Here is a 24,557-nt window from a genome sequence, read left to right as displayed (position 1 = left end):
GGTGACTACTTCTTGCGAGCGGTCGTCTTCTTGGCGGTGGTCTTGCGCGCCGTGGTCTTCTTCGCGGGCGCCTTCTTGGCGACGGCCTTCTTGGCCGGCGCGGTCTTCTTCGCCGTGGCCTTCTTGGCGGTGGTGGCCTTCTTGGTGGGGGCCGCCTTCTTGGCCGTGGCCGTCGCCGTCTTGGCGGTGGCCTTCTTCGCGGTGGTCTTCTTGGCCGCCGTGGTCTTGGCCGCGGTGGTCTTGGCGGGCGTGGCCTTCTTCGCCGTGGCCTTCTTGGCGGTGGTGGCCTTCTTGGCCGCGGCCTTCTTGACCGTGCTGCGGGTGGAAGTACCACCCGAGAGGCTGCCCTTGGGCGCCTTCTTGACGGCCACGTCGTTCTTCGGGAGCTTCTTGGAGCCCGCGACGAGGTCCTTGAAGCCCTGGCCCGCGCGGAAGCGCGGCACCGAGGTCTTCTTGACCCGTACGCGCTCACCCGTCTGCGGGTTGCGGGCGTACCGGGCCGGGCGGTCGACCTTCTCGAATGAGCCGAAACCGGTGACCGAGACGCGGTCGCCGGCGACGACCGCACGGACGATCGCGTCCAGCACCGCGTCCACCGCGTCCGCGGCCTGCTGACGGCCGCCGACCTTGTCGGCAATCGCTTCTACGAGCTGCGCCTTGTTCACGTCTTCCCCTTCGGAGACATTGCCTGAGCGAAAGCGTCCAGGCCTTTTCGCACGTTAGGCAGATATATACCGCAAATCAAACACGAAACGGGCTAATCACCCTAGTGCCGCAACGAAGTCGGCTCTCGCCGAGTTCCTTACGGCTCAGTCGCCTTCGGGGAATCGGCCCTCGTCGAGGTCCTTCATCAACCGGTCCAGACGTCTTGCCGCATCGGCGAGATCGTGTTTGGCAGCCGCTGTTATGACCAGCAGCTTCCGGGACAGCGCCATCCGTACGCCCTCCGGGACTTGCAGTTCACGCACCCTTGTGTGCGCTTCTTTGAGTTGGTCCGCCACCAGCCTGTAGAGCTCGAGTTGGCTGTCGCGTTCCATGCGTCGATTGTGCCATCTGAGGCGAGTTGTCACCTCCGGCGGGGGCAACTGAGCGAATCCAGCGACTTCTGCGCTTCCGTACGATCCCTCGGTCGCGCAAGTGGGTATCCGGCCATCTGCCCTGGCCGCAAGGCTAGTTGACGTCACCCCTGTTACCCAAAACGCGACGCGCCCCCTGCCCGGAAACCGGTCCGGAAATCAGGGGGCGCGATGCAGCCGAAGGGGGGTCAATAGGCGGATCAGGCCTGGATCGTGCTCGGCTTGAAGGCGGGCCGGCGGGCCTCGTAGGCGGCGATGTCGGGCTCGTTCTGGAGCGTGATCGAGATGTCGTCCAGGCCGTTCAGGAGCCGCCAGCGGGCGTTCTCGTCGAGTTCGAACCCGGCCGTGACGCCTTCCGCGCGAACCTGGCGATCCCGCAGGTCAACGGTGATTTCGGCGCTCGGGTCACGTTCGGTCAGAGCCAACAGGGCGTCGACCGTCGGCTGGTCCAGAACAACGGTGAGCAGTCCGTTCTTCAGCGAGTTGCCGCGGAAGATGTCGGCGAAGCGGGACGAGATGACTGTTTTGAAGCCGTAGTTCTGGAGCGCCCACACGGCGTGCTCGCGCGAGGAGCCGGTGCCGAAGTCGGGGCCCGCCACCAAAACCGTGGCGCCCGCGCGCTCGGGCTTGTTCAGGATGAACTCCGCGTCCTTGCGCCAGGCCTCGAAGAGCCCGTCCTCGAAGCCGTCGCGGGTGACCTTCTTCAGCCAGTGGGCCGGGATGATCTGGTCGGTGTCGACGTTGGAGCGGCGCAGTGGCACGGCCCGGCCGGTGTGCGTGGTGAAAGCTTCCATGGTTCTCAGGCCTCCACGGGGATGCGGACGTCGGACAGGTCGGCGGGCGAGCCCAGATGGCCCAGGACCGCGGTGGCGGCGGCGACCTGGGGCGAAACCAGGTGGGTGCGGCCGCCCTTGCCCTGCCGGCCCTCGAAGTTGCGGTTGGAGGTGGAGGCGGAGCGCTCGCCGGGGGCCAGCTGGTCGGGGTTCATGCCCAGGCACATCGAACAGCCCGCGTGCCGCCATTCGGCGCCTGCGGCCGTGAACACCTTGTCCAGACCCTCGTCCATGGCCTGGAGCGCGACGCGCACGGAGCCCGGGACGACCAGCATCCGTACGCCGTCGGCGACTTTGCGGCCCTCGATGACGGCCGCCGCGTTGCGCAGGTCCTCGATGCGGCCGTTGGTGCACGAACCTACGAAGACGGTGTCGACACCGATCTCGCGCAGCGGCTGCCCGGCGGTCAACCCCATGTATTCCAGGGCCTTTTCGGCCGCCAGGCGCTCCGAAGCGTCCTCGTACGAAGCCGGGTCGGGGACGTTGGCGGACAGCGGCGCGCCCTGACCGGGATTGGTGCCCCAGGTGACGAACGGGGCGAGTTCGTCGGCCTTGATGACGACCTCGGCGTCGAAGACCGCGCCCTCGTCCGTCTTCAGGGTCTTCCAGTACGCGACCGCCGCGTCCCACTCCTCGCCCTCGGGGGCGTGCGGCCGCCCCTTCAGGTAGTCGAAGGTGGTCTCGTCGGGGGCGATCATGCCCGCGCGGGCGCCGGCCTCGATCGACATGTTGCAGATGGTCATGCGGGCTTCCATCGACAGCTTCTCGATGGCGGAGCCGCGGTATTCCAGGACGTAGCCCTGGCCGCCGCCGGTGCCGATCCTCGCGATGATGGCGAGGATGAGGTCCTTGGCGGTGACGCCGTCGGGCAGTTCGCCGTCGACCGTGATGGCCATCGTCTTGAACGGGGCCAGCGGCAGCGTCTGGGTGGCCAGCACGTGCTCGACCTGGCTGGTGCCGATGCCGAACGCCAGCGCGCCGAAGGCACCGTGGGTGGAGGTGTGCGAGTCGCCGCAGACCACGGTGGTGCCGGGCTGGGTCAGTCCCAGCTGCGGTCCCACCACGTGGACAACGCCCTGCTCGACATCGCCGAGCGGGTGCAGACGCACCCCGAACTCGGCGCAGTTCTTGCGCAGCGTCTCCAGCTGGACCCGGGAGACCGGGTCCGCGATCGGCTTGTCGATGTCGAGGGTGGGGGTGTTGTGGTCCTCGGTGGCGATGGTGAGATCGAGGCGCCGCACCCGGCGGCCGTTCTTGCGCAGCCCGTCGAAGGCCTGCGGGCTGGTCACCTCGTGCAGCAGGTGCAGATCGATGAAGAGCAGGTCCGGCTCGCCCTCGGCGCGCCTGACGACATGGTCGTCCCAGACCTTCTCCGCGAGTGTCCTGGCCATCGCCTTCCCTCCGCCCGGCGTCGTCGCCGGCACTAATAGAGATCGGTTGCCCCGTCCGTACCGCGCACCTCGGACAAAGGCCGCGATCCGTTGTACGGATCACCAGTACAGCTTGACGACTTCCGGAGAAAATTGAACTTGCGTTTCACAGAGTGAGACGGGAATATCGTTGCATGGACAACTCTAGCGGCGTCGGCGTTCTGGACAAGGCTGCCCTTGTCTTGAGCGCTCTGGAGTCCGGTCCGGCCACCCTCGCAGGTCTGGTCGCGGCCACAGGGCTCGCACGACCCACGGCACACCGCCTCGCCGTGGCACTGGAACACCACCGGATAGTGGCTCGGGACATGCAGGGCCGTTTCATCCTCGGCCCGCGCCTCGCCGAGCTCGCCGCGGCGGCCGGCGAGGACCGCCTGCTGGCCACGGCCGGGCCGGTCCTGACGCATCTGCGCGATGTGACGGGCGAGAGCGCCCAGCTCTACCGGCGCCAGGGCGACATGCGCATCTGCGTGGCGGCCGCCGAGCGGCTTTCGGGTCTGCGCGACACCGTGCCGGTCGGCTCCACGCTGACCATGAAGGCCGGCTCGTCCGCCCAGATCCTGATGGCCTGGGAGGAGCCGGAGCGCCTGCACCGGGGCCTCCAGGGCGCCCGCTTCACGGCGACGGCGCTCTCCGGGGTACGGCGCAGGGGCTGGGCGCAGTCGATCGGCGAGCGCGAGCCGGGCGTGGCCTCGGTGTCGGCGCCGGTGCGCGGCCCATCGAACCGGGTGGTGGCCGCCGTGTCGGTCTCAGGACCCATCGAGCGCCTGACCCGGCACCCGGGCCGGATGCACGCCCAGGCGATCATCGACGCGGCCGCCCGCCTGTCGGAGGCGCTGCGCCGCAACGGCTGAGTCCCTACTGCCACTTACCGGCTCACCGCTTCAACGCCGCAGCGGTGGGCCGGAGGTGTGTCCGGGGGCGCTCAACCCGGCCTGGAGGAAGGGGGGTTGCGAGGGCGCAGGGGGCTGCGAAGGCCGAGGGGGGTGCGAGGACTGAGGGGATGCGAGGGCAGACGAAAAGGCCCTCCGCAAGATGCGAAGGGCCTTTTCTCTGTGCGTACCCCCGACCGGATTCGAACCGGCGCTACCGCCTTGAGAGGGCGGCGTGCTAGGCCGCTACACAACGGGGGCCTACCTGCGTTTTCGGACCTTCGAAGAAGATCCAGGATCTTGACATGACCCGCTGGGCTACCAGGACTCGAACCTAGAATGACGGTACCAGAAACCGTAGTGTTGCCAATTACACCATAGCCCATGGTGGTTTAGACCAGTACCCCCGACCGGATTCGAACCGGCGCTACCGCCTTGAGAGGGCGGCGTGCTAGGCCGCTACACAACGGGGGCCCTAGCGATCCTGCGTCGAGTTCACCGGGTGCGACCCTGATGATCCCACGGGAAGGATCTGTACCCCCGACCGGATTCGAACCGGCGCTACCGCCTTGAGAGGGCGGCGTGCTAGGCCGCTACACAACGGGGGCCTTGCAGATAAAGCTCTGCGAGCTGGGCTACCAGGACTCGAACCTAGACTAACGGAACCAGAAACCGTCGTGCTGCCAATTACACCATAGCCCACCAAAACGCAACTCCCACCGGGAGTTCTGTTTGGCTTGCGCTTTCGGTTCGGGGCTTTTCTCCCGCTCCCCTCGGCGCAGGAAGAACATTACCCGAAGGTGTCCGGCGCTCCAAAACGGGTATCGCGCCGCAGGAGGTCGGGGAGCTGGCCGAGTCCCGTGATGCGGACGAGCTCGGGGCGTCCGCCCGCGCCGGCCCGATCCAGCCAGACCGCCTTGAGCCCCGCCTCGACCGCGCCGCGCGCGTCGATGTCCGGCTGATCGCCCACGTAGACGACCTCCTCGGGCGGCAGCCCCAGCACCGCGCATCCGGCGAGGAAGGCGTCGGGGTGCGGCTTGGCGACGCCGAGTTCGGCGGCGCACAGCAGCGCCTCGAACCGGTCCCGCACACCCAGGATCCGCAGTTTGCGCTCCTGGTTGCGCAGGGAGGAGTTGGACAGGACGGCGTGCCGGTAGTCCACGGCGAGCACGTCGAGCACGGGCAGGGTGTCGGGGAAGAGGCTCCACGCGGCCTCGTAATGCGCGATGTGGCGGTCGAACCAGGCGTCGGCGCTCTCGTCGCTCACCTCGTCGTCCAGGAACGACCGCACCCGGTCGCGCCGCTGCCCGTGCCAGTCGGTCTCCCCCGCGGCGAACCGCGCCCAGTGCCGGGCGGTGAGCTCGTCCCAGGCATCCAGCGCCGCGTCCAGGGTCGCGTAGGCGCGGGGCAGCCCCTCGATGTCCAGGTGGGCCCGCATCCCGGAGCGGGAGGCAGCGGCGTAATCGAAGATCGTGTCGTCGATGTCCCAGAGGACGGCGCGGATGGCCATGCCTTGAGCTTAGGTCCGGCGTCCGGCCGGCGGACACCCTTGTGGCATATGCGGGTACGAGCGCGGGGCGCGCCGGGTCAGGGGGTGAGCGGGGGCAGGGCCTCGGCGGGGACGACGAAGAAGTCGGTGACGAAGCAGGTGACCGCGCCCGCTTCGTCGCGCCCTATCCAGGTGGGGTAGACGCCGTCACCCCAGCCGGAGGTGAAGGCGATCAGGTTGTGGCCGGTGGCCGGGTCGGTCACGGTGTGGGGGCCGGGCGTGGGCGGAACGGTGTCGAAGGCGTCCCACAGCGGGCCCTCGTCGCCCACGCAGTCGGGGAATGATCCGTCGGATGCCGCGTCGTAGAAACATCCGGTGCCGGCGTCGACCCCGTAGCCGAAGAACTCGTCCTCATCCAGCTCGGCGAGGTCCTGCCCGGCCTGGAGCGCGAGCTCCCACGTCACGGCGGGGGCGTCCTTGATGACGAGCCGCGCGGCGGCGACCCGCAGATGCGGGCCCTCCGCCTCGGGCTCCCCCTCCCGCACGAGCGTCGCCACGGCCGCCTCCACCCGGTAGCGCCCCGGCGCCACCTCCGCCGTGAACGGCTCGGCCTCCCCCGCCCCGAGCGCGACGAACGGATCACAGGCGATGACCCGCCCGGTGTGCAGCCACAACTCCCCACCGGGGACAACCGCGAGCGTGCCGGTGGTCCCCGACTCCTCGGTGAACGTGTTGCCCGGAGTGAAGTGCCAGGAGAAGTCGGGGGCGGGCATGGGCATGAGGTCTCCCGGGAGGCGGCGTGACGGGGCGGCGCACAGCGGGTTGTCCGCCCTGCCCGAAGAACATAACTCGGGCCACTGACAACGAAGCCGGATGTGACGACGACTGGGGCGCCTGGTGTCCGGGACGCAACTTCCTTGGCCCGGCGGCGCGTTGCTAGGGTCGCCGGGCAGGGACAAGCGCGCGGGGTCAAGCGCGCAGGGGGAAGCGCGCGGGGTCGGGAGCCACGGGGGGCGGGGCGGCATGCAGGGCACACCGGATCTCAGGACGCCGGACGACGACGGCCTGACGGAACTGGCCCGCGACCTCGAGGACATGCGGCGGCACCTGGACGACCAGGTCCGTCGGATGGACGGCATCGTCGACCGGATCCAGGCCGGCTGGCGGGGCGCGACGGGCTCCGCCTACCGCGATCTGCACCGGGGCGCCGCCAAGGACGCCGTGCGCATCCGCGAGACCTTGCGGGTGGTCCAGGAAGCGGTCCTGATGAGTCGCGACGGGTTCACCCAGCGAGAACTCGAGGTTCTGGCGTCCCTGCGCAAAGTCCAGTCGCACGTCGACGTCGAGCACGAGGCCGACGCTCTGCGAGCGCCGCCGGGCACTCCGCGCAGCAGTCTGGACAACCTGTAAATCCGTACCCGGGGGGGGCCGTACCACCATGTCCGACGACCACATATCCGTCGACTTCGCGGCGCTGCGCCATCTCGCGGGCGAGCTGGAAGACGTTTACAAGCGGCTCAACGAGAACCTGGGCACCCTGTACGACCGCACGGAGAAGACCGTCCTCACCTGGCACGGGGAGGCCCGGGAGGCGTTCATCGACGAACTCGACCGCTGGGACCGGGACATGCGGGACCTCCAGGCCCGCCAGGCCTGGCTCCACGAGGTCGTCACCACGGGCCACGCGAACTACGCGGCCGCCCACCGGGCCGTGTTGAGGGGCTGGGGCGCGCTCTGATGACCCCGCCGTCCCCGTCCCCGTCGCCTTCCCCCTCCACCACGCCCTCACCATCGACCACCCCGCTGCCTCCCACGGGGGCGGGCCCGACGCCGCCGAGCAGCGCGCGCCCCACTCCTTCGCCTTCGCCCGGTTCCCTCAAGGACCCGCAGGGCAACGACATCTCCCGCGAGGACACGGGGTCGGCACGTCGACGGCGGGCCGGGGAGGTGGCGGCACTCAAGCCCGCCGCGCCGCCGGACCCCGGCAACGGATTCGACGTCAGCCCGCCGCACCTCTACTACACGTCGTACCTTCTGCGAAATCAGCAGTACGACTTCTCCGAGGGCCCCGTCCGTCTGCTGTCCTTGCTCGACGAGCACGCTCACGCCGGTGGGCGCGGCAGCGGGCCCGAGGCTTTCGCGGCGGTCTATGCGACGGTCTCGAAGCGCTTCACAGAGGTGTGGGCCAGAGCGGTCGTCGGAGTCGGCGGCGCCGCGGTCGGTCTGACGGTCACGGCCAACAACTACGTGCGGGCCGAGTACCACTCCGACCCCAAGCTGGCTCCGGCTCTCCGTCTCACGCCCGAACCGGATGTGATCCAGACCTCGTCCCCGTACTGGCCGGTCGCCGAGCTGGGCTGGGGCCATGGCTCGCGGGACGCTTTCGGTGACCGGATCATCAGCGATGTGCTGGCGGTGGCCGGCTCGTTCGCACAGGATGTCCTGTTGCCGGTCCTGCGGGACGCGCTGCGGCACGGCAAGGTCGCGGACATCACGCCGGGCGGTGACGATCTCGCTCTGCCAAAGATCGCGGCCGCCTGGACCGCCGCCGCCAAGGACGCCGTAGCGGCCGGCGACGCCTTCGACGGGGCCATCGCCTACATCACCAACCCGGCGTCCGGGCACAGCGAGTGGCAGGACGCGATGAAGCAGTTCTGCGGCAGCATCTGGGGGACGACGGCGTGGGGCAAGGACCGCGAAGGCCAGAGGTGGAACCATTCCGCCGGCCAGAAACCGGTCCTGGGCGTCCTGGAGGAAACCGCTCGCGCGCTGGCGGACGCGTGTACCCGGTTCGGCGCCGCGGTGGCCACGGCGCGCTCGGTCCTCACGGACGTGTACCGGGAGTCCGCGTACAAGACGATCAAGGTCAACGATTTCGGTGACATCCTGGAAACCGTGCTCGGAGGAGGGGTGTTCGAGCTCGCCGTCGAATTCATCAACAACTTGGACACGGGCCGTTTGGACCGGGCTGTGGATACGTACAACGTGACCATCTCCGAGCTGGCCCATTCCCTTAACGCTCTCCTGGGTCCGCTCGATGAGGCTTTCTTGAGCGTCCCTCTTTTCGCCGCCGAGGAGGCAAGGGCGGAGAGTGTCGGCAGCCGGGCCCTCGAGGAATTCAGAGAAGACCACGGCTGGACAGAGCCGGGTTCCATGGCACGCCATACGTTCCCCCTAAACCTCGCATCCGAGGAGTTCTTGCATGGAGGCCACACTCTCGACAAACATGTAGGCAAGAGCGACAGCCAGCTTGCCCAGAGGCTTCGAGATCAAGGAGGGCCAGCCACCGATACCTGGCGATTCGGAAGGCCGAGCATCGGGGGCGCCTCCTCCTTCAAGAACGCCGCGGAGGCTCAGGAGTTCACCCAGAACAATCTGGACCAAAAGTCAGCCGAAATCCAGGCGTGGCTTTCGAGGCCACCCGCTGACGGCGACAAGGAAGCCTTCGAAAGTATCGCCCCGGACAACCGGGTCACCGGACGCTCCGTCACCAAACAGCCTGTACCCGGCGAGCAGCAGACGGGGTTCAGGGACCACGGGCTGTCCGCGAGGGCCTTGGAGACACGGAAAACCAGAACGGTCCTCCGTTATGATCCGAACCTGAATCCGCCCTTCACCGTGCTCACATCCATGCCCTCCGTATGACCATCGAAACGGCCGGCACTCACGCTCGGGAATTGCCTCATGCACTCAGTGAACGAACAATCGTGGGCCGATGCCCTTCGAGCCCTGTACGAGGACGAATACGTATTCATCGCAGTGGGACCACGCCTCGGAACGGCTTGGACTGTAGATACGTCGATGATCATGCGAAGGGCGGTCCGGGATCCGCGAGGCTGGACGAATCAGGACTGGGATCGGGACCACGAGGCTCCGGCGCAGCCATCCGGCGCAGCATTCCCTTTCACACCCGTGACCAATGAAGAGATCGCCGCTCGCCTCCATGAGGTCGACATCGCTACCGCGACGCGTCTCCTTGTCGCCTTCACGGACGACTGGTGTCGGGTCACCGTTGCTCTGGGAAGACAAGGGGGGCCAGACAGAGCACTCGCAGCGGCAGAAACCATCTTGTCCCGATTCGCCCCGGAATTCGTATGCTACACAAACATCACTCCGGCTCGAGGGACTAAGTCCCCAGATCTTTCGGCGAGTGCCGCCGGTCCTGGATGGGTTCCTTTTACCGCATTTACGGCGGATTACGGGCTGGTCGCCGTTTCTCCCACCGAGGTCGGTGTCTTCTGGAGATTCAACCCCATCTAATGTCCTGCACATGAATGGATGGTCTCCGTCGCAACGGACGCGGACGCATCCAAGGAGAAGACGTTCGGAGCGTGTAATGCCTACCTCGAACCGCGCCGCCACCTACCCCGACCGGGAGACCGCCCAGTGGGCGACCCAGCAGGTGGTCACGTGTAATGAGCAGGTCATCCACCGGTGGCTTGCGCGGTCGACGCGTGCGCGGCTCACCGTCGAGGCGGCCTGGCCCTCGCGGGAGGAGGCCGTCGGGAGGGTGCTGATTCAGGGGATGATGCTGGCCGGGCGCGGGGCCGTGGACGTCCGCGCGGCCCGGGTCGTGCTGCGGCGCAGCGAGTCCAGCCCGCACGGTTTCGCTGTGCACGCCACCTTCCCGATCCACCTCTGAGGCCGCCCGATGTCCCTGAAGCCCCTGCGACACGACCGCGACTACGGCGAGTTGGACCAGGTCATGCGCGCCTGTCTCGGGCAGCCCGCCGACGACACCCCCGAGCGGCGCAGCGCCGCGCTGGACGCGTACATCCGCCACACCTGGCACACCCGCCCCTGGGCACTGGCCACCGCCGAGAGCCAGCTGCGGGAGTACGCCCAGCACCCGCCGGGCCGCCTGAGGCAGCGGCTCGGGGAGTTCTACCCCGTACCGGACGTGGGGCTCGACGACGCGGAGATCCAGGGCTGGCTCACCGTCCTCGCCGACCACCTCAGGCGCAGCATCGAACAGGGGGAGGCGCCGCGCCCCGCCCCTCCCGGCACGCACTGGGAGTGGCACGCCCGCTTCCCCGAGCTCGGTCAGTTGCTCGGCGGCTGGTTCTCCCAGGACATGCCGGACGAGTTCGACGATCACGATGCCGCGATCCGGGACTACCGGGACAGCACGGATCCCTCACTCGTCGCCGGCGTCATCGGGGAGCTGCACGAGCTGGCCGCCCTGGACCTGGACGAATCCCAATACGCCCTGGCCGTCGCGGAGTTGGGCATGGAGGTGGACCCACCGGCGCCCTACTCCCCCGGCGCGTGGCTCATCCTCCTCGCCGACCGGCTGGCCGGGCGCCGCGCCGTCTGAATCCGCGCAGAACCGAGGGGCGGCAGCCAGCCGGCTGCCGCCCCTCGTTCGCGTACTGCCGCTGCGGTTACGCCGTCAGCTTCGTCAGGGCCGTGTCGATCCGCGCCAGGGTCTTCTCCTTGCCCAGGATCTCCAGGGACTCGAAGAGCGGGAGGCCGACCGTGCGGCCGGTGACCGCCACGCGGACCGGGGCCTGGGCCTTGCCGAGCTTCAGGCCGTGCTGCTCGCCGGCGGCGAGGACCGCGTTCTTCAGGGACTCCGGCGACGTCCAGTCCGCCGACTCCAGCTTCTCGCGGGCCGTGCGCAGCAGCGCGTCCGAGCCCTCCTTCATCGCCTTGGCCCAGGACGCCTCGTCCTCGACCGGCTCGTCACGGAAGAGGAAGTCGACATTGGCCGTGATGTCGGAGAGGACCGTCACCCGGGTCTGGGCGTGCGGCGCGATCGCCTGCCAGGCCCGCTCGTCGAAGGACTCCGGGGCCCAGTTGGCGTGCGGGGCGCGCAGCCACGGCTCGCAGGCCGCCGCGAACGCCTTCTCGTCCAGCATGCGGATGTGGTCCGCGTTGATGGACTCGGCCTTCTTCAGGTCGAAGCGGGCCGGGTTGGCGTTCACGTCGGCGATGTCGAACTTCGCGACCATGTCCTGGATCGAGAAGACGTCCTGGTCCGCGGAGAACGACCAGCCCAGGAGGGAGAGGTAGTTGAGCAGGCCCTCGGGGAGGAAGCCACGGTCGCGGTAGACGTTCAGGGACGCCTGCGGGTCGCGCTTGGAGAGCTTCTTGTTGCCCTCACCCATCACGTACGGCAGGTGGCCGAAAGCGGGGATCTCCTTGGCGATGCCCAGCTCGATCAGCGCCTTGTAGAGCGCGATCTGACGCGGGGTCGAGGAGAGCAGGTCCTCGCCGCGCAGGACGTGGGTGATCTCCATCAGGGCGTCGTCGACCGGGTTGACCAGCGTGTACAGCGGGGCGCCGTTCGCGCGGACGATGCCGTAGTCGGTGACGTTCTCCGCCTGGACGGTGATCTCGCCGCGGACCAGGTCCGTGAAGGTGGTGGCCTCGTCGGGCATCCGGAAGCGCACGACGTGGCTGCGGCCCTCGGCCTCGTACGCCTGCTTCTGCTCGGCGCTCAAATCGCGGCAGTGGCCGTCGTAGCCGGAGGGCCTGCCGGCGGCGCGGGCGGCCTCGCGGCGGGCGTCCAGCTCCTCGGTGGTGCAGTAGCAGTTGTACGCGTAGCCCCCGGCGAGCAGCTTCTCGGCGACGTCCCGGTAGATGTCCATGCGCTGCGACTGGCGGTAGGGCGCGTGCGGGCCGCCGATCTCGGGGCCCTCGTCCCAGTCGAAGCCGAGCCAGCGCATGGAGTCGAGGAGCTGGTTGTACGACTCCTCGCTGTCGCGCGCCGCGTCGGTGTCCTCGATGCGGAAGACGAGCGTGCCGCCGTGGTGCCGGGCGAAGGCCCAGTTGAACAGGGCGGTGCGGACCAGGCCCACGTGCGGGTTGCCGGTCGGGGAGGGACAGAAACGAACGCGGACGTCCGCGTCCAGGGGGTTAGCCACGCTTGATCACCCTGTTGGTGAGAGTGCCGATGCCTTCGATGGTGACGGCGACCTCGTCGCCGACGTTGAGGGGGCCGACCCCGGCCGGGGTGCCGGTGAGGATGACGTCGCCGGGAAGCAGCGTCATGGCCTCGGTGATGTGGACGACCAGGTCCTCGATGGAGCGGACCATGTCGGCCGTACGCCCGAGCTGGCGCTGTTCGCCGTTGACGGTGGCCTGGATGGCGAGGTCGCTCGGGTCCAGGTCGGTCTCCACCCATGGGCCGAGCGGGCAGGAGGTGTCGAAGCCCTTGGCCCGGGCCCACTGCTTCTCGCGCTGCTGCACGTCGCGGGCGGTGACGTCGTTGGCGCAGGTGTAGCCGAAGATGACGTCCTTGACGCGCTCGCGCGGGACCTCGCGGCACATGCGGCCGATGACGACGGCGAGCTCGGCCTCGTGGTGCAGCTCGTTGGAGAAGGAGGGGTACTCGATGGAGTCGCCGGAGCCGATGACCGAGGTGGTCGGCTTGAAGAAGGCGACCGGCACGTCCGGGACCTCGTTGCCGAGCTCCTTGGCGTGTTCCGCGTAGTTGCGGCCGATGGCCACGACCTTGTTGGGGAGCACGGGCGGCAGGAGACGGACCTTGCTCAGCGGGACTTTCGTGCCCGAGAGTTCGAAGTCCGCGTACGGGATGCCCTTGATGATGTCGAGCACGAGGCTGTCGGGGCTGTCGCCCTCGACAGCCCCGAAGGCGACATTGCCGTCGATGGAGAACCTGGCGATGCGCACGAGTGCTGTCGCCCCTCACTTCGCTGTGTCTGGTACTGGCCGGTGTCTGACGCTCCAGGCTAACGCGGACGGGGACACCGGCTGTGCGGGTGCGGGCGGCGGCGCGACCGGCGAGGGCCGAGGGGCGCGCGCCACGGGCGCCCGGCCGCTGGACACGCGATGTGCGGGCCCGGCCCACTGCCAGGGACGCGTCAGGCGGGGCCCTGGGTTCGCTACTGGACGAGCGTCAAGCGGAGGAGGCCGGAGCCCGCTGCGGGGCGCGCATCGGGCGGGGACGCCGGAGCCCGCTACGGGCGCGGACCGCGCAGGGTCAGCCCGCTACGGGCGTGGGCTCGGCGGGGGTGGGCGTGACGGGGGCCGTCATCAAGATGGTGCGGCGCGGGTTGGCCGTCTGGGCCGGCAGGTCGACGGTGTGCTCCGGCTGGGCCGCCCGCTGAAGCTCCTCGGCGTCCGCGAGGTGGGCGAGAGTGGTGCGGCGCGGGTTGGCTATGTTCCGGATGATCATCGTCGTCTTCATCTCTGCTGCGAACCCTGTCGTTTCGGGCACCCCGGGGCGCCGGTGGTCGGTGTGGCTATCCCTGTAAAGCGTCAGGCTAAACATTCGAATTCCCGGCAAAGGGCCGTAGAGACGGCGATCAACATGTGAGTTTGCTCACGAATGAAGCCACAAAAGGGATATAAAGGTCCGTCAATTACCCTTCCCGGAACGGACATTACGGTATTGAAGCGCTCATTCCGCTCCTGATCATCGCGACTGGGACACCCCCCACCCGTAAGCGACTCGTAAGCAAAAGTCCGTTTCCTCCGCGATCACTTTCTACGTGTTGTGACGCGATACTCACAATGTGTCACTCACGTCACGGTGCGGGGCGCGGGCCTTGTTGGAGATCCGGCACTGTGCTGGAATTCCACGCACCGCCGCGGGTCACTGACCGGCGCGCAGGGGCGCAACGCAGCGCCGGGTGAGCGGCGGGAGGGGGAGCAGGACAAGCGCCGGTCACTCAGACCACCCAGGGGGCGCGCAGTGCCCCCATGACGCCGACACCGTCCCATCCGCCTGTGCGGAGGGACGCCTGGTCCAGAGGTTGCGACGCTAGTGCAGGGACGTTTCAAGAGGGATGGCAGCGCTGCGGCGGAGCAGGAGCCGCAGGGTGGGACTGGTTCCAAGACAGCCAGTTCCTCGCCCCAGCACGCCCAGAACCCCCGGGGCCCCGAGAATCCATCCGCCTCACCGGCCGGCGAGGCGAACGGTCGGACGGCGCGCACCAGCGGGCCTTCCGGCGCGTCCGGCTCCCCCGGCGCCTCCGGTCCCTCCGGCGCGTCCGGTGACGACCAGCAGGGCGGCGAACGCAAGGCGACGGGACCGGTCGACACCGGCTCCCGAATAGCCCTGCGCAACTGGCGCATCTCGACGCGTCTGGTCGCCCTGCTCGCCCTGCCCGTGGTCGCCGCGACCACCCTGGGCGGTCTGCGCATCAACCAGTCGATGAACGACATGCAGCAGCTCGACCACATGCAGCTGCTCACCGACATGACCAAGCAGGCCACCGAGCTGGCCGCCGCGCTCCAGACCGAGCGCGACGACTCCGCGGGCCCGCTCTCCACCGGGACCTCCGACGCCCGCGTCCAGACCGACCGTTCGGCCACCGACCTGGTCAAGAAGTCGTTCATCAACACGACCCAGGACATCAGCGGCACGGAGAACGACGACGCCCTGGAGTCGATCCGGCGCAACGTCACCAACATCGCCATCCAGCTCCAGGACCTGGAGAGCATCCGCAAGACCGCCTACAAGGACGGCTCCACCGACTCCCAGACGGTCGAGTCCTACAGCCGTCTCATCCGCGGTCTGCTCAGCCTCTCCCAGGACATGGCACAGGCCACCTCCAACCCGGAGATGATCAAGCGGACCCGTGCGCTCGCGGCGTTCTCCTCCGCCAAGGAGTACGCCTCCGTGCAGCGCGCGATCATCGCCGCCGCGCTGCCCGCCACCAAGGACAAGGCCGGCAACCTCCTGGAGCCCGACCGCCTCTACGCCAAGGCCGCCCAGGACGGCGAGCGCCAGGCCCTCGCCTCGTTCCAGAACGTGTACGAGGCCAACGGCGGCAACGCCACCGTGCTGATGGCCCCGCTGGACAAGGGCAACGCGGAGATCACCGCGGCCAACGCCTACTCCCAGCACGTGCTCAAGAACACCGGCGCGATGGCCCAGGAGCAGCGGCGCTCCTACCTGGACTGGTACGACCAGGACTCCAACAAGATCAACCAGATGAAGACCATCGAGCAGACGCTGCTCGGTGAGATGGAGCAGAAGGCGCGCGAGCTGCGCGACTCCTCGCAGCGCGACGCGATCCTCAACGGTGTGCTGATCCTCGTCGTCCTCGGCGTCTCGCTGGTCGGCGCGTTCATCGTGGCCCGCTCCATGATCCGCTCGCTGCGCCGCCTCCAGGACACCGCGACGCGGGTCGCCCAGGACCGTCTGCCCGAGCTCGTCAAGCAGCTCTCCGAGTCCGACCCGCAGGACGTCGACACGTCCGTGGAGTCGGTCGGCGTGCACTCGCGCGACGAGATCGGCAAGGTGGCCGCGGCCTTCGACGACGTGCACCGCGAGGCGGTCCGCCTCGCCGCCGAGCAGGCCCTGCTGCGAGGCAACGTCAACGCGATGTTCACCAACCTCTCGCGCCGCTCGCAGGGTCTCATCCAACGTCAGCTCTCGCTCATCTCCGAGCTGGAGTCCCGCGAGGCCGACCCCGACCAGCTGTCCTCGCTGTTCAAGCTGGACCACCTCGCGACCCGTATGCGCCGTAACGGCGAAAACCTCCTCGTCCTCGCCGGTGAGGAGCCGGGCCGGCGCTGGACGCGCCCGGTCCCGCTGGTCGACGTGCTGCGCGCCGCCGCGTCCGAGGTGGAGCAGTACGAGCGCATCGAGCTGGCCGCCGTGCCCGCGACCGAGGTCGCCGGACGCGTGGTCAACGACCTCGTGCACCTGCTCGCCGAGCTCCTTGAGAACGCGACCTCGTTCTCCTCGCCGCAGACCAAGGTGCGCGTCACCGGTCACGCGCTGCCCGACGGCCGCGTGCTGGTCGAGATCCACGACACCGGCATCGGCCTCTCCCCCGAGGACCTTGCCGCGATCAACGAGCGGCTTGCGTCGCCGCCCACCGTGGACGTCTCGGTCTCGCGCCGCATGGGTCTGTTCGTGGTCGGCCGCCTGTCCCTGCGACACGGCATCCGCATCCAGCTGCGCCCCTCCGACTCCGGTGGCACCACCGCGCTCGTCATGCTGCCCGTCGATGTCGCCCAGGGCGGCAAGAAGATGCCCGGCAAGCCGGGTGCCGGCCAGCCGCAGGCACCGGCGGGCCAGGGCGGCCGTCCCGGTCTCGCGGGCGGTCCGCCCTCGCGTGCCGGTCTCGCCGCGGGCCCGCTCGGCAGCGCCAACGGCGGCTCCGGCAGCCGGCTCGGCGCGGGCGCCCCGCGCGGCCAGGTCGCGGGCGCCCCGGGTCCGCGCGCCGCGCTGCCGCCCCGCGACGGCGGCCCGCAGCAGGGCCGGCCCGGGCAGGGCCAGGCCCCCCAGCAGAACCAGCAGTCCGCTTTCGGCGCCGGCCCGGCCACTCCCCCGGCCGCCCCGCGCCGGGGCGACCGTCCCATCACCCCGCCGCCCGGCGCCCCGCGCGCCGAGCTGCCCGGTGGCAACCCGCAGGGCCCGCAGCCGGTCCGGCCGCAGGCCGCGAGCTGGGGCAGCGACCCGTCCTCGGCCCTCGACACCCCGCGTGGCCACGAGGAGCCGGAGCAGCACACGGGCCAGTACCCCCGCCCCGCGCTCGACGACCACCAGGGTCCCGGCGCCACCGCCGAGTTCGCCAGGCCCGACTTCGACGGCCCCCCGCCGGGCTCGCAGCAGGACCAGTCATCGGGCACCGGCCAGTTCGTCCGGCCCGACGTGTTCGGCGCGCCCGCCCCGCAGGGTCCCGCCGCGACCGGCCAGTTCGAGCGCCCCGGCTCCTACAACGGCTTCGGCGACCCCTCGGACACCGGCCAGTACGCCCGGCCCGGCCAGGACCCGTCCGACACCGGCCAGTACACGCGTCCCGGCCAGGGTGGTGACGCCGGTCAGTACGGGCGTCCCGGCGCCGACGACCTCCAGGGCCCGTCGAACACCGGTCAGTACGCCCGGCCCGGCTTCAACGCGCCGCGCCCGCCCGCGCCGCAGCCCGCGCAGCCGCAGCAGTACCAGCAGCAGACGCCGCAGCAAGAGGCGCAGCAAGAGGCGCAGCAGGGACAAGCCTTCGGTCAGGGCGCCCCGCGCCGGCGCGACGACGGCAACGACTTCGGCGCCCCGCACCAGCCGGTGGGAAGCCTGCCCGCGCAGCCGGGACCCGAGGCGCTGCCGCCGGCCGGCGCCGGTGACGGGCGCACCCCGCTGTACGACACGCTGGAGACCAACTGGTTCCAGCAGCAGGCCCAGCAGGGCGGCCGGCCGCAGGAGAGCGCCGCGCCGTCGCAGCAGGCGCCGCAGCAGCCCCTGCCCGAGCGCCGTCCGGTCCGTGAGAGCGGCGCCGACGGCACGAACGGCTCGGGCGCCACGGCCAACGGCACCGGCGCCTGGCGCAGTTCGCCCAACGACGACCTGGTGCGCCAGGCGGAGCGGGCCCGCAAGCCCGCCGCCGGCGGCATCACCACGTCCGGTCTTCCCAAGCGGGTCCCGCGCGCCAACCTGGTGCCGGGCACCGCACAACAGCAGAACCACCAGGCAGGACCCCAGGTCTCCCGGGCGCCCGACGACGTGCGCGGCCGGCTGACCAATCTCCGCCGGGGCATCCAGCAGGGCCGGCAGGCCAACAACGGCTCGACCGGCAGCTTCCACGTGGACCCCACTCACCAGCAGGAGCGTTAGTTGAGTCCGATGAGCCAGGCGGCACAGAACCTGAACTGGTTGATCACCAACTTCGTGGACAACACCCCAGGGGTGTCCCACACAGTGGTGGTCTCCGCCGACGGCCTGCTCCTCGCCATGTCCGAAGGTTTCCCGCGCGACCGCGCCGACCAGCTGGCCGCCGTGGCGTCCGGTCTGACCTCGCTGACCGCCGGGGCCTCCCGGATCTTCGAGGGTGGCAGCGTCGCCCAGACCGTGGTGGAGATGGAGCGTGGCTTCCTCTTCCTGATGTCCGTGTCCGACGGTTCCTCCCTGGCCGTACTGGCGCACCCGGAGTGCGACATCGGCCTGGTGGGCTACGAGATGGCTCTCCTGGTCGACCGCGCGGGCAGTGTCCTCACTCCGGACCTGCGCGCCGAGCTCCAGGGCAGCCTGCTCCACTGACCGCAAATCCCCCGGCCGAGCCGCTCGCGAGGCCGGGGGTCGGGAGCCGAGGCGCCGCCCCCTCCGGCGCGTACGGCTCCCGCACGACGCAGAACATCCGTCCAGGCCGCACCACTTCCCCCCACCGGCCCTGCCAGACGGCTTGCAGATGCCTTGCTGTCCCCGCCCGGAGGAACCAATGACCCCGCCATCCGCCTCACACGATTCGTACGGCGCGCTGCACGACGCGGCGTACGACAGTGAAGGCGACCAGCCGCTGGTCCGTCCGTACGCCATGACCGGTGGCCGGACCAGGCCGCGCTACCAGCTCGCCATCGAGGCGCTGGTCAGCACCACAGCCGACCCGGCGCACCTCGCCACGCTTCTTCCCGAGCACCAGCGGATCTGCCACCTGTGCCGTGAGGTCAAGTCGGTGGCGGAGGTCTCGGCGCTGTTGCAGATGCCGCTGGGTGTCGCCCGGATCCTGGTGGCCGACCTCGCGGAGGCCGGCATGGTGGCGATCCACCAGCCCGGCAATGGAGAGACCGGCGGCACGCCGGACGTAACGCTGCTCGAAAGGGTGCTCAGTGGACTTCGCAAGCTCTAGCGGCGGTGCCGCCCGTTCCACCACGTCGGCGAAGATCGTGGTGGCGGGCGGCTTCGGCGTGGGCAAGACCACGTTCGTCGGCGCGGTCTCGGAGATCAACCCCCTGCGCACCGAAGCCGTGATGACGTCCGCCAGCGCGGGCATCGACGACCTCACCCACACCGGCGACAAGACCACCACCACCGTCGCCATGGACTTCGGCCGCATCACCCTGGACCAGGACCTGATCCTGTACCTCTTCGGCACCCCCGGCCAGGACCGCTTCTGGTTCATGTGGGACGACCTCGTCCGCGGCGCCATCGGCGCCGTCGTCCTCGTCGACACCCGCCGCCTCGCCGACTGCTTCCCCGCCGTGGACTACTTCGAGAACTCAGGACTCCCCTTCGTCATCGCCCTCAACGGCTTCGACGGACACCAGCCCTACACCCCCGACGAAGTACGCGAAGCACTCCAGATCGGCCCCGACACCCCCATCATCGTCACCGACGCCCGCCACCGCGCCGACGCCAAGAGCGCCCTCATCACCCTCGTCGAACACGCCCTCATGGCACGCCTCAAGTAGGTAGTGCCCTACGGCAGTTGTCGTAGACGAAACGGGGGCGGACTGTGTCCTTTGACACGATCCGCCCCCGCGTTCATAACGTTTCGACAGAGAATTCTCGTGTCACCGCAACCCGCCGCGTTCATCCGGTGTCACTGCGCACACGCCAGCCCCGCCATTTGGCGGGGCTCGTTCTTTATGCCCGTTTTATCTGAGGCCTTGGCCACTCGGAACCTGAGATTCCAGACGTTTGGATGGCAGCCGTCGCACGTGCTGGAATTCGACGAACTCCCGAGTAGTACGGCTGGTACGGCCCCGAGAAGTACGGCTCTGAAACACAAAGCGGCACGCCACCCTGGTGCCGGCTCCGAGAGGTTGTTGGTCGAGTGAAGCGAAGCAGGACGAGCTCCGCGACGCAGCAGGCGCGGGGCAACTTCACCCCGCCCGAGCGCGCGGCGGCGGCACCGGCGCCCGGGACCTCCACCCAGGATTCCGGCAAGGACACGAAGACCCCGGGCAGCAGCAGCCGCTTCTCGCCGCGCAACTGGCGCGTCGCCACCCGGCTGAACGCGATCCTGCTCATCCCCGTGCTCGTCGGCCTCGTCATGGGCGGCTTCGAGGTGAACGGGTCCATAGCCACCTGGCGCGACGCCCGCAACGCCGAGAAGGTCGCCACCATCGTGCGCGCGGCGTCCGACTACGGCCAGGCCCTGCTCAACGAGCGTGACCTCACCGCCCAGCCGCTGCTTGAGAACCAGCGCGACAGCGACGTGGTCAGCAAGGCGTACGCCGCCTCCGACGCGGCCCGCGCCAAGTTCGACCAGGCCGTCCAGGGCATGCCGAGCACCCCGAGCCTCAAGCGCCGTCTGGCCAAGGTCCGCGAGGCCGAGAAGACCCTCGACGACCTGCGCAAGACCGCCTACGCCAAGGGCGTCGAGGCGAAGAACCCGGTGCTGACCGAAGAGGGCTACACCGCGGTCCCGCACTACCTGAGCACGTTCTCCAACGAGCTCGGTCTGGGCACCGGCAACATCACCAGCTACGGCCGCATGGTGTACGCGGTCGACCTCGCCAAGTCCGCCGAGTCGCTCCAGCGTTCCATCGGCATGCACCTGCTGCTGCGGCCCAGTGACGACCCGAAGGCCTTCCAGCTCCAGGTCAAGGCGTTCAACTCGTACAACTACCTGGAGTTCATCGCGCTCGGCGAGTTCGACGCGGGTGGCACGGACGCCGACAGCCAGAAGCTGAAGGACGTCATGACGCAGCAGGCGGCCAAGGTCGCCGGCGAGTTCCCGGGCGCCAAGCAGGAGGCCGACAACGGCCCGCACATCGGTGCGGCGCCGGCGGCCGACGGCTCGATCTACAACGGCATGGCCGCCGCCATCGGCGGGGCGCAGAACGCGGCGAGCCTCAAGACGCTCAAGGCGCAGGGCATCACCCCCGAGTCCTGGATGGCCGCCGCCACCTCGAAGTTCGACGGCTACACCACGGTCGAGGACGACCTGGTCACCCGGGCCGTGACCGAGGCCGGCCAGATCGCGGACGACGCCAAGACCACCGCCTACATCAACGGCGCGATCGTCGTGGTCTCGCTGCTCGCCGCCTTCATCCTGGCCGGCATGGTGGCCCGCCAGATGAGCCGGTCGATGCGCAGGCTGCGCACCGCCGCCTTCGACGTGGCCGAGCAGCGCCTGCCGATGCTCGTCGACCAGCTCTCGCGCACCGAACCCGGCCGGGTCGACACCCGGGTCGAGCCGATACCGATCGACTCCACGGACGAGATCGGCGAGGTGGCCCGCGCCTTCGACCAGGTGCACCGTGAGGCCGTCCGGCTCGCCGCCGAGCAGGCCCTGCTGCGGGGCAACGTCAACGCGATCTTCACCAACCTCTCGCGCCGCAACCAGTCCCTGATCGAGGGCCAGCTGACCCTCATCACCGACCTGGAGAACAACGAGGCCGACCCGGACCAGCTGGAGAGCCTGTTCCGGCTCGACCACCTGGCGACCCGTATGCGCCGCAACGGCGAGAACCTGCTGGTTCTGGCAGGCGAGGAGCCGGGCCGGCGCTGGGACCAGCCGGTCCCGCTGGTCGACGTGCTGCGCGCGGCCTCATCCGAGGTGGAGTCCTACGAGCGCATCGAACTGTCCGGGGTGCCGGAGGCGGAGATCCACGGCCGCGCCGTGACCGACCTCGTGCACCTGCTGGCCGAGCTCCTGGAGAACGCCACCACGTTCTCCTCCCCGCAGACCAAGGTCCGCGTCACCGCGACCCGGCTGCCCGACGGCCGCGTCATGGTCGAGATCCACGACAAGGGCATCGGCCTGACCGCCGAGGACTTCGCGGACATCAACCACCGGCTCGCCAACCCGCCGGCCGTGGACGCCGAAGTCTCCCAGCGCATGGGCCTGTTCGTGGTCGGCCGCCTCGCCGACCGGCACGGCATCCGTGTCCAGCTGCGCCCCTCGGGCGAGCAGGCCGGCACCACCTCGCTCGTCATGCTCCCCGACCCGATCACCCATGGTGGCGGCGGCGAGAGCGCGCCGGCGGGGGACGACTTCACGGTGTCCTCGATCATCCCCGAGCAGCAACAGCAGCAGCCGTACGAGTCCTCGCCCGCCCCGATGCGCACGGCCGCCGAGCTCGGCTTCGACGATTCGCGGTACGAGTCCGGCGAGGCCGAGCCCCGCGAACTCGACCCGGTCAACCGCTCGTTGATGCGCGAGGAGCGCCGCGCGGCCCTTGAGGCCCAGGCGCAGGGCGGCGAGCGCCCGCTGTACCGGGACGAGGTCGAGCCCCAGCAGGGCCAGGCCTACGACGGCTCCTACGACAGCCAGCAGGGCTACGCCGGGCAGGAGCAGCCCTACGAGGGCTCCTACGACAGCCAGGCGGCGCCCGGCTACGACGGCTCGTACCAGGGCTCGTACCAGAACCAGCACACCCCCGAACACACCGGCGCCTACGCCCCGGACTCCTACGCGCCCCAGGGCGACTACCGGGAGTCCGGCTATGCGGAAGGCTCCTACCGGGACCAGACGGCCGGCCAGGGCTCCTACGAGGATCCCTACGCCGCCCAGGCCCCGCAGGACGACTGGCCGCAGGCGAACGCCTACCAGGAGCCCTACGCGGCCCCCTTCTCACCGGAAGCGGAATCCGCCGGGGAGAGCCGGGGCGTTCCCGAGGGCGCCGCGGACCGCGTAGGCTTCGACCGTCCGGGCGCCACCCCGACCACCGCCCACGAGCTGACCGACGCCGGTCTGCCCCGGCGCGGCAGCCAGCAGGACTGGCCGGCCGAGCCCCGGCAGGAACAGAGCGAGACGCCGGACGGGCCGGCCGACGACTGGCGTTCGACCAACGACGAGCGCTGGACGCGGGCCGAGAAGCTGCGTGAGCCCAAGGCCGGCGGGGTCACTCCTTCCGGTCTCCCCCGGCGGGTGCCCAAGGCCAATCTGGTCGAGGGCGCGGCCGAGCAGACCCCGCAGGGCGGCCCTCAGGTCTCCCGCGCTCCGGAGGACGTGCGCGGCAGGTTGAGCAACCTGCGCCGCGGCGTCCAGCAGGGCCGTAACGCGGGGTCGGACACAAGTAACACCTACAACCAGGAGCGTTAGTGTGAGCCCGATGAGCCAGGCGGCGCAGAATCTGAACTGGTTGATCACCAACTTCGTGGACAACACCCCCGGGGTGTCCCACACGGTGGTGGTCTCCGCCGACGGACTCCTGCTCGCCATGTCCGAAGGCTTCCCCCGGGACCGGGCCGATCAGCTGGCGGCCGTGGCCTCCGGTCTGACCTCCCTCACCGCGGGTGCCTCCCGGATCTTCGAGGGCGGCGCCGTCAACCAGACGGTGGTGGAGATGGAGCGCGGCTTCCTCTTCATCATGTCGGTCTCCGACGGTTCCTCCCTCGCCGTCCTCGCCCACCCCGAGGCCGACATCGGCCTGGTGGGATACGAGATGGCGCTGCTCGTGGACCGGGCCGGAACCGTGCTGACCCCCGACCTCCGCGCGGAGCTTCAGGGAAGCCTTCTTAACTAGTTACCGATCAGTTCTCAATCAGCAGACAGGCCGTGCGTTTCTCGCCACCGCACCATAAAGTGCGGTGGCGCGGCCCCCATGGGACGGGCACCGGTAGTCGGAGGAGGAAACGTGACAACACCCCCAGGCGGGCACCCCTACAGCGGTGGACAGCAGTCTCCGGGTGAGCACGGCCAGAACCGCTTCAACTACCCGCCCGCGCCGGGCAGACACGGTCAGGGCCAGGGCCAGTACCAGCAGCCCTACCAGCAGCCGAACCGCCGCCCCGGCCCCTATGACCAGCCGCCGCAGCCCCGGATCGACACGGTGCAGCCGAGGCCGACTCCCCAGCCTTCCCCGGCGGGCGGCGCGCACAACCCTCTGGTGCGCCCGTACGCCATGACCGGCGGCCGCACCCGGCCGCGCTACCAGCTCGCCATCGAGGCGCTGGTGCACACCACGGCGGAACCGGCCAGGCTGCAAGGGCAGTTGCCCGAGCACCAGCGGATCTGCCACCTGTGCCGCGAGATCAAGTCGGTCGCCGAGATCTCCGCACTCCTCACCATTCCCCTCGGCGTTGCCCGGATCCTCGTCGCCGACCTGGCGGAGGCCGGACTTGTCGCCATCCATCAGCCCGGCGGCGACGAGTCCGCGGGCGGACAGCCAGACGTGACACTGCTCGAAAGGGTGCTCAGTGGACTTCGCAAGCTCTAGCGGCGGTGCCGCCCGTTCCACCACGTCGGCGAAGATCGTGGTGGCGGGCGGCTTCG

Annotated in this window: 22 protein-coding genes, 5 tRNA genes and 1 pseudogene; 14 read left to right on the top strand and 14 right to left on the bottom strand. The window is 69.6% G+C overall.

Features of this window, described 5'->3' with window-relative positions; all coding sequences use genetic code 11:
- Positions 1-5: 5 nt before the first annotated feature.
- From ACFYM2_RS30755 to leuC, 4 genes are all read right to left on the bottom strand, one after another.
- Complete coding sequence (locus ACFYM2_RS30755; RefSeq protein ID WP_359000385.1) at positions 6-665, bottom strand: HU family DNA-binding protein; 660 nt, start codon at positions 663-665, stop codon at positions 6-8.
- Positions 666-809: 144 nt separating this feature from the next.
- A complete protein-coding gene (locus ACFYM2_RS30750; RefSeq protein ID WP_359000387.1) occupies positions 810-1,037 on the bottom strand; it encodes a hypothetical protein in 228 nt (75 codons plus the stop codon).
- A gap of 239 nt (positions 1,038-1,276) precedes the next feature.
- Entirely contained in the window at positions 1,277-1,870 is a 594-nt protein-coding gene (gene leuD / locus ACFYM2_RS30745) for a 3-isopropylmalate dehydratase small subunit (protein ID WP_350232885.1), read from the bottom strand.
- Between the two features lie 5 nt (positions 1,871-1,875).
- Positions 1,876-3,300: a 3-isopropylmalate dehydratase large subunit gene (gene leuC / locus ACFYM2_RS30740; protein ID WP_388459429.1), complete on the bottom strand. Its 1,425-nt coding sequence runs from the start codon at positions 3,298-3,300 to the stop codon at positions 1,876-1,878.
- Between the two features lie 173 nt (positions 3,301-3,473).
- Here leuC and ndgR point away from each other — a divergent pair, with 173 nt between their 5' ends.
- A complete protein-coding gene (gene ndgR, locus ACFYM2_RS30735; protein WP_350232883.1) occupies positions 3,474-4,190 on the top strand; it encodes an IclR family transcriptional regulator NdgR in 717 nt (238 codons plus the stop codon).
- Between the two features lie 206 nt (positions 4,191-4,396).
- Here ndgR and ACFYM2_RS30730 read toward each other — a convergent pair.
- The 7 genes from ACFYM2_RS30730 to ACFYM2_RS30700 all read right to left on the bottom strand — a co-directional run bounded on the left by ACFYM2_RS30730 (position 4,397) and on the right by ACFYM2_RS30700 (position 6,476).
- A tRNA-Glu gene (locus tag ACFYM2_RS30730) sits at positions 4,397-4,469 on the bottom strand.
- Positions 4,470-4,521: 52 nt separating this feature from the next.
- Positions 4,522-4,593: transfer RNA gene (locus ACFYM2_RS30725), tRNA-Gln, on the bottom strand.
- Between the two features lie 16 nt (positions 4,594-4,609).
- A tRNA-Glu gene (locus ACFYM2_RS30720) sits at positions 4,610-4,682 on the bottom strand.
- Between the two features lie 61 nt (positions 4,683-4,743).
- Positions 4,744-4,816: transfer RNA gene (locus ACFYM2_RS30715), tRNA-Glu, on the bottom strand.
- A 22-nt stretch (positions 4,817-4,838) separates the two neighbouring features.
- Positions 4,839-4,910: transfer RNA gene (locus tag ACFYM2_RS30710), tRNA-Gln, on the bottom strand.
- A gap of 88 nt (positions 4,911-4,998) precedes the next feature.
- Complete coding sequence (locus ACFYM2_RS30705; protein ID WP_388840774.1) at positions 4,999-5,718, bottom strand: HAD family hydrolase; 720 nt, start codon at positions 5,716-5,718, stop codon at positions 4,999-5,001.
- A gap of 77 nt (positions 5,719-5,795) precedes the next feature.
- The gene (locus ACFYM2_RS30700; RefSeq protein ID WP_359000399.1) at positions 5,796-6,476 is read right to left on the bottom strand and encodes a DUF4241 domain-containing protein; all 681 of its coding nucleotides are present in this window, start codon (positions 6,474-6,476) and stop codon (positions 5,796-5,798) included.
- Between the two features lie 244 nt (positions 6,477-6,720).
- Here ACFYM2_RS30700 and ACFYM2_RS30695 point away from each other — a divergent pair, with 244 nt between their 5' ends.
- From ACFYM2_RS30695 to ACFYM2_RS30675, 5 genes are all read left to right on the top strand, one after another.
- Positions 6,721-7,107 carry a WXG100 family type VII secretion target gene (locus ACFYM2_RS30695; protein WP_359000402.1) on the top strand — a complete coding sequence of 129 codons (387 nt, stop codon included), beginning with the start codon at positions 6,721-6,723 and terminating at the stop codon, positions 7,105-7,107.
- A gap of 28 nt (positions 7,108-7,135) precedes the next feature.
- Positions 7,136-7,435 (top strand): WXG100 family type VII secretion target, encoded by a 300-nt coding sequence (locus ACFYM2_RS30690; RefSeq protein WP_350232879.1) that lies wholly within the window; start codon positions 7,136-7,138, stop codon positions 7,433-7,435.
- 209 nt (positions 7,436-7,644) lie between these two features.
- A complete protein-coding gene (locus ACFYM2_RS30685) occupies positions 7,645-9,342 on the top strand; it encodes an RNase A-like domain-containing protein (RefSeq protein WP_388840771.1) in 1,698 nt (565 codons plus the stop codon).
- Positions 9,343-10,033: 691 nt separating this feature from the next.
- Positions 10,034-10,339, top strand: coding sequence for an RNase A-like domain-containing protein (locus tag ACFYM2_RS30680; protein WP_388840768.1), 306 nt, complete (start codon positions 10,034-10,036; stop codon positions 10,337-10,339).
- Positions 10,340-10,348: 9 nt separating this feature from the next.
- Complete coding sequence (locus tag ACFYM2_RS30675; protein WP_359000414.1) at positions 10,349-11,014, top strand: contact-dependent growth inhibition system immunity protein; 666 nt, start codon at positions 10,349-10,351, stop codon at positions 11,012-11,014.
- Positions 11,015-11,081: 67 nt separating this feature from the next.
- Here ACFYM2_RS30675 and gltX read toward each other — a convergent pair whose 3' ends face one another.
- From gltX to ACFYM2_RS30660, 3 genes are all read right to left on the bottom strand, one after another.
- On the bottom strand, positions 11,082-12,566 hold the full coding sequence (gene gltX / locus ACFYM2_RS30670) for a glutamate--tRNA ligase (protein ID WP_388840764.1): 1,485 nt from the start codon (positions 12,564-12,566) through the stop codon (positions 11,082-11,084).
- Complete coding sequence (locus tag ACFYM2_RS30665; RefSeq protein ID WP_350232873.1) at positions 12,559-13,335, bottom strand: fumarylacetoacetate hydrolase family protein; 777 nt, start codon at positions 13,333-13,335, stop codon at positions 12,559-12,561. Before ACFYM2_RS30665 ends, gltX begins: the two co-directional genes overlap by 8 nt.
- Positions 13,336-13,645: 310 nt before the next feature.
- Positions 13,646-13,852 carry a hypothetical protein gene (locus tag ACFYM2_RS30660; RefSeq protein ID WP_359000420.1) on the bottom strand — a complete coding sequence of 69 codons (207 nt, stop codon included), beginning with the start codon at positions 13,850-13,852 and terminating at the stop codon, positions 13,646-13,648.
- Positions 13,853-14,431: 579 nt separating this feature from the next.
- Between ACFYM2_RS30660 and ACFYM2_RS30655 the strand changes: the two genes are divergently transcribed.
- The 8 genes and pseudogenes from ACFYM2_RS30655 to ACFYM2_RS30620 form a co-directional block, all read left to right on the top strand.
- The gene (locus ACFYM2_RS30655) at positions 14,432-18,229 is read left to right on the top strand and encodes a nitrate- and nitrite sensing domain-containing protein (protein WP_388840761.1); all 3,798 of its coding nucleotides are present in this window, start codon (positions 14,432-14,434) and stop codon (positions 18,227-18,229) included.
- 9 nt (positions 18,230-18,238) lie between these two features.
- Entirely contained in the window at positions 18,239-18,652 is a 414-nt protein-coding gene (locus ACFYM2_RS30650) for a roadblock/LC7 domain-containing protein (protein ID WP_100577622.1), read from the top strand.
- A gap of 178 nt (positions 18,653-18,830) precedes the next feature.
- Complete coding sequence (locus ACFYM2_RS30645) at positions 18,831-19,238, top strand: DUF742 domain-containing protein (RefSeq protein WP_350232870.1); 408 nt, start codon at positions 18,831-18,833, stop codon at positions 19,236-19,238.
- A complete protein-coding gene (locus ACFYM2_RS30640; RefSeq protein WP_100577621.1) occupies positions 19,219-19,800 on the top strand; it encodes an ATP/GTP-binding protein in 582 nt (193 codons plus the stop codon). The genes ACFYM2_RS30645 and ACFYM2_RS30640 overlap by 20 nt, the downstream gene beginning before the upstream one ends.
- A gap of 365 nt (positions 19,801-20,165) precedes the next feature.
- The gene (locus ACFYM2_RS30635; RefSeq protein ID WP_388840758.1) at positions 20,166-23,384 is read left to right on the top strand and encodes a nitrate- and nitrite sensing domain-containing protein; all 3,219 of its coding nucleotides are present in this window, start codon (positions 20,166-20,168) and stop codon (positions 23,382-23,384) included.
- A 10-nt stretch (positions 23,385-23,394) separates the two neighbouring features.
- A complete protein-coding gene (locus ACFYM2_RS30630; protein WP_056644956.1) occupies positions 23,395-23,808 on the top strand; it encodes a roadblock/LC7 domain-containing protein in 414 nt (137 codons plus the stop codon).
- 111 nt (positions 23,809-23,919) lie between these two features.
- Entirely contained in the window at positions 23,920-24,501 is a 582-nt protein-coding gene (locus ACFYM2_RS30625) for a DUF742 domain-containing protein (RefSeq protein WP_359000433.1), read from the top strand.
- A pseudogene (locus tag ACFYM2_RS30620) lies at positions 24,482-24,557 on the top strand (ATP-binding protein); the annotation flags it as partial. The gene ACFYM2_RS30625 and the pseudogene ACFYM2_RS30620, both read left to right, overlap by 20 nt.

This window comes from Streptomyces sp. NPDC006711 (assembly GCF_042869775.1).
In the GTDB taxonomy this organism is placed as follows: Bacteria; Actinomycetota; Actinomycetes; order Streptomycetales; family Streptomycetaceae; genus Streptomyces.
Note: the sequence above shows the minus strand (reverse complement) of the source record. Positions and strands in the feature narration are given on the sequence as shown.

Excerpts from the sequence above, each read along its gene's own strand:
- ACFYM2_RS30750 (WP_359000387.1), bottom strand. The coding sequence starts at position 1,037 with ATGGAACGCGACAGCCAACTCGAGCTCTACAGGCTGGTGGCGGACCAA.
- leuD (WP_350232885.1), bottom strand. The coding sequence starts at position 1,870 with ATGGAAGCTTTCACCACGCACACCGGCCGGGCCGTGCCACTGCGCCGC.
- leuC (WP_388459429.1), bottom strand. The coding sequence starts at position 3,300 with ATGGCCAGGACACTCGCGGAGAAGGTCTGGGACGACCATGTCGTCAGG.
- ndgR (WP_350232883.1), top strand. The coding sequence starts at position 3,474 with ATGGACAACTCTAGCGGCGTCGGCGTTCTGGACAAGGCTGCCCTTGTC.
- ACFYM2_RS30705 (WP_388840774.1), bottom strand. The coding sequence starts at position 5,718 with ATGGCCATCCGCGCCGTCCTCTGGGACATCGACGACACGATCTTCGAT.
- ACFYM2_RS30700 (WP_359000399.1), bottom strand. The coding sequence starts at position 6,476 with ATGCCCATGCCCGCCCCCGACTTCTCCTGGCACTTCACTCCGGGCAAC.
- ACFYM2_RS30695 (WP_359000402.1), top strand. The coding sequence starts at position 6,721 with ATGCAGGGCACACCGGATCTCAGGACGCCGGACGACGACGGCCTGACG.
- ACFYM2_RS30690 (WP_350232879.1), top strand. The coding sequence starts at position 7,136 with ATGTCCGACGACCACATATCCGTCGACTTCGCGGCGCTGCGCCATCTC.
- ACFYM2_RS30680 (WP_388840768.1), top strand. The coding sequence starts at position 10,034 with ATGCCTACCTCGAACCGCGCCGCCACCTACCCCGACCGGGAGACCGCC.
- ACFYM2_RS30675 (WP_359000414.1), top strand. The coding sequence starts at position 10,349 with ATGTCCCTGAAGCCCCTGCGACACGACCGCGACTACGGCGAGTTGGAC.
- ACFYM2_RS30660 (WP_359000420.1), bottom strand. The coding sequence starts at position 13,852 with ATGAAGACGACGATGATCATCCGGAACATAGCCAACCCGCGCCGCACC.
- ACFYM2_RS30650 (WP_100577622.1), top strand. The coding sequence starts at position 18,239 with ATGAGCCAGGCGGCACAGAACCTGAACTGGTTGATCACCAACTTCGTG.
- ACFYM2_RS30645 (WP_350232870.1), top strand. The coding sequence starts at position 18,831 with ATGACCCCGCCATCCGCCTCACACGATTCGTACGGCGCGCTGCACGAC.
- ACFYM2_RS30630 (WP_056644956.1), top strand. The coding sequence starts at position 23,395 with ATGAGCCAGGCGGCGCAGAATCTGAACTGGTTGATCACCAACTTCGTG.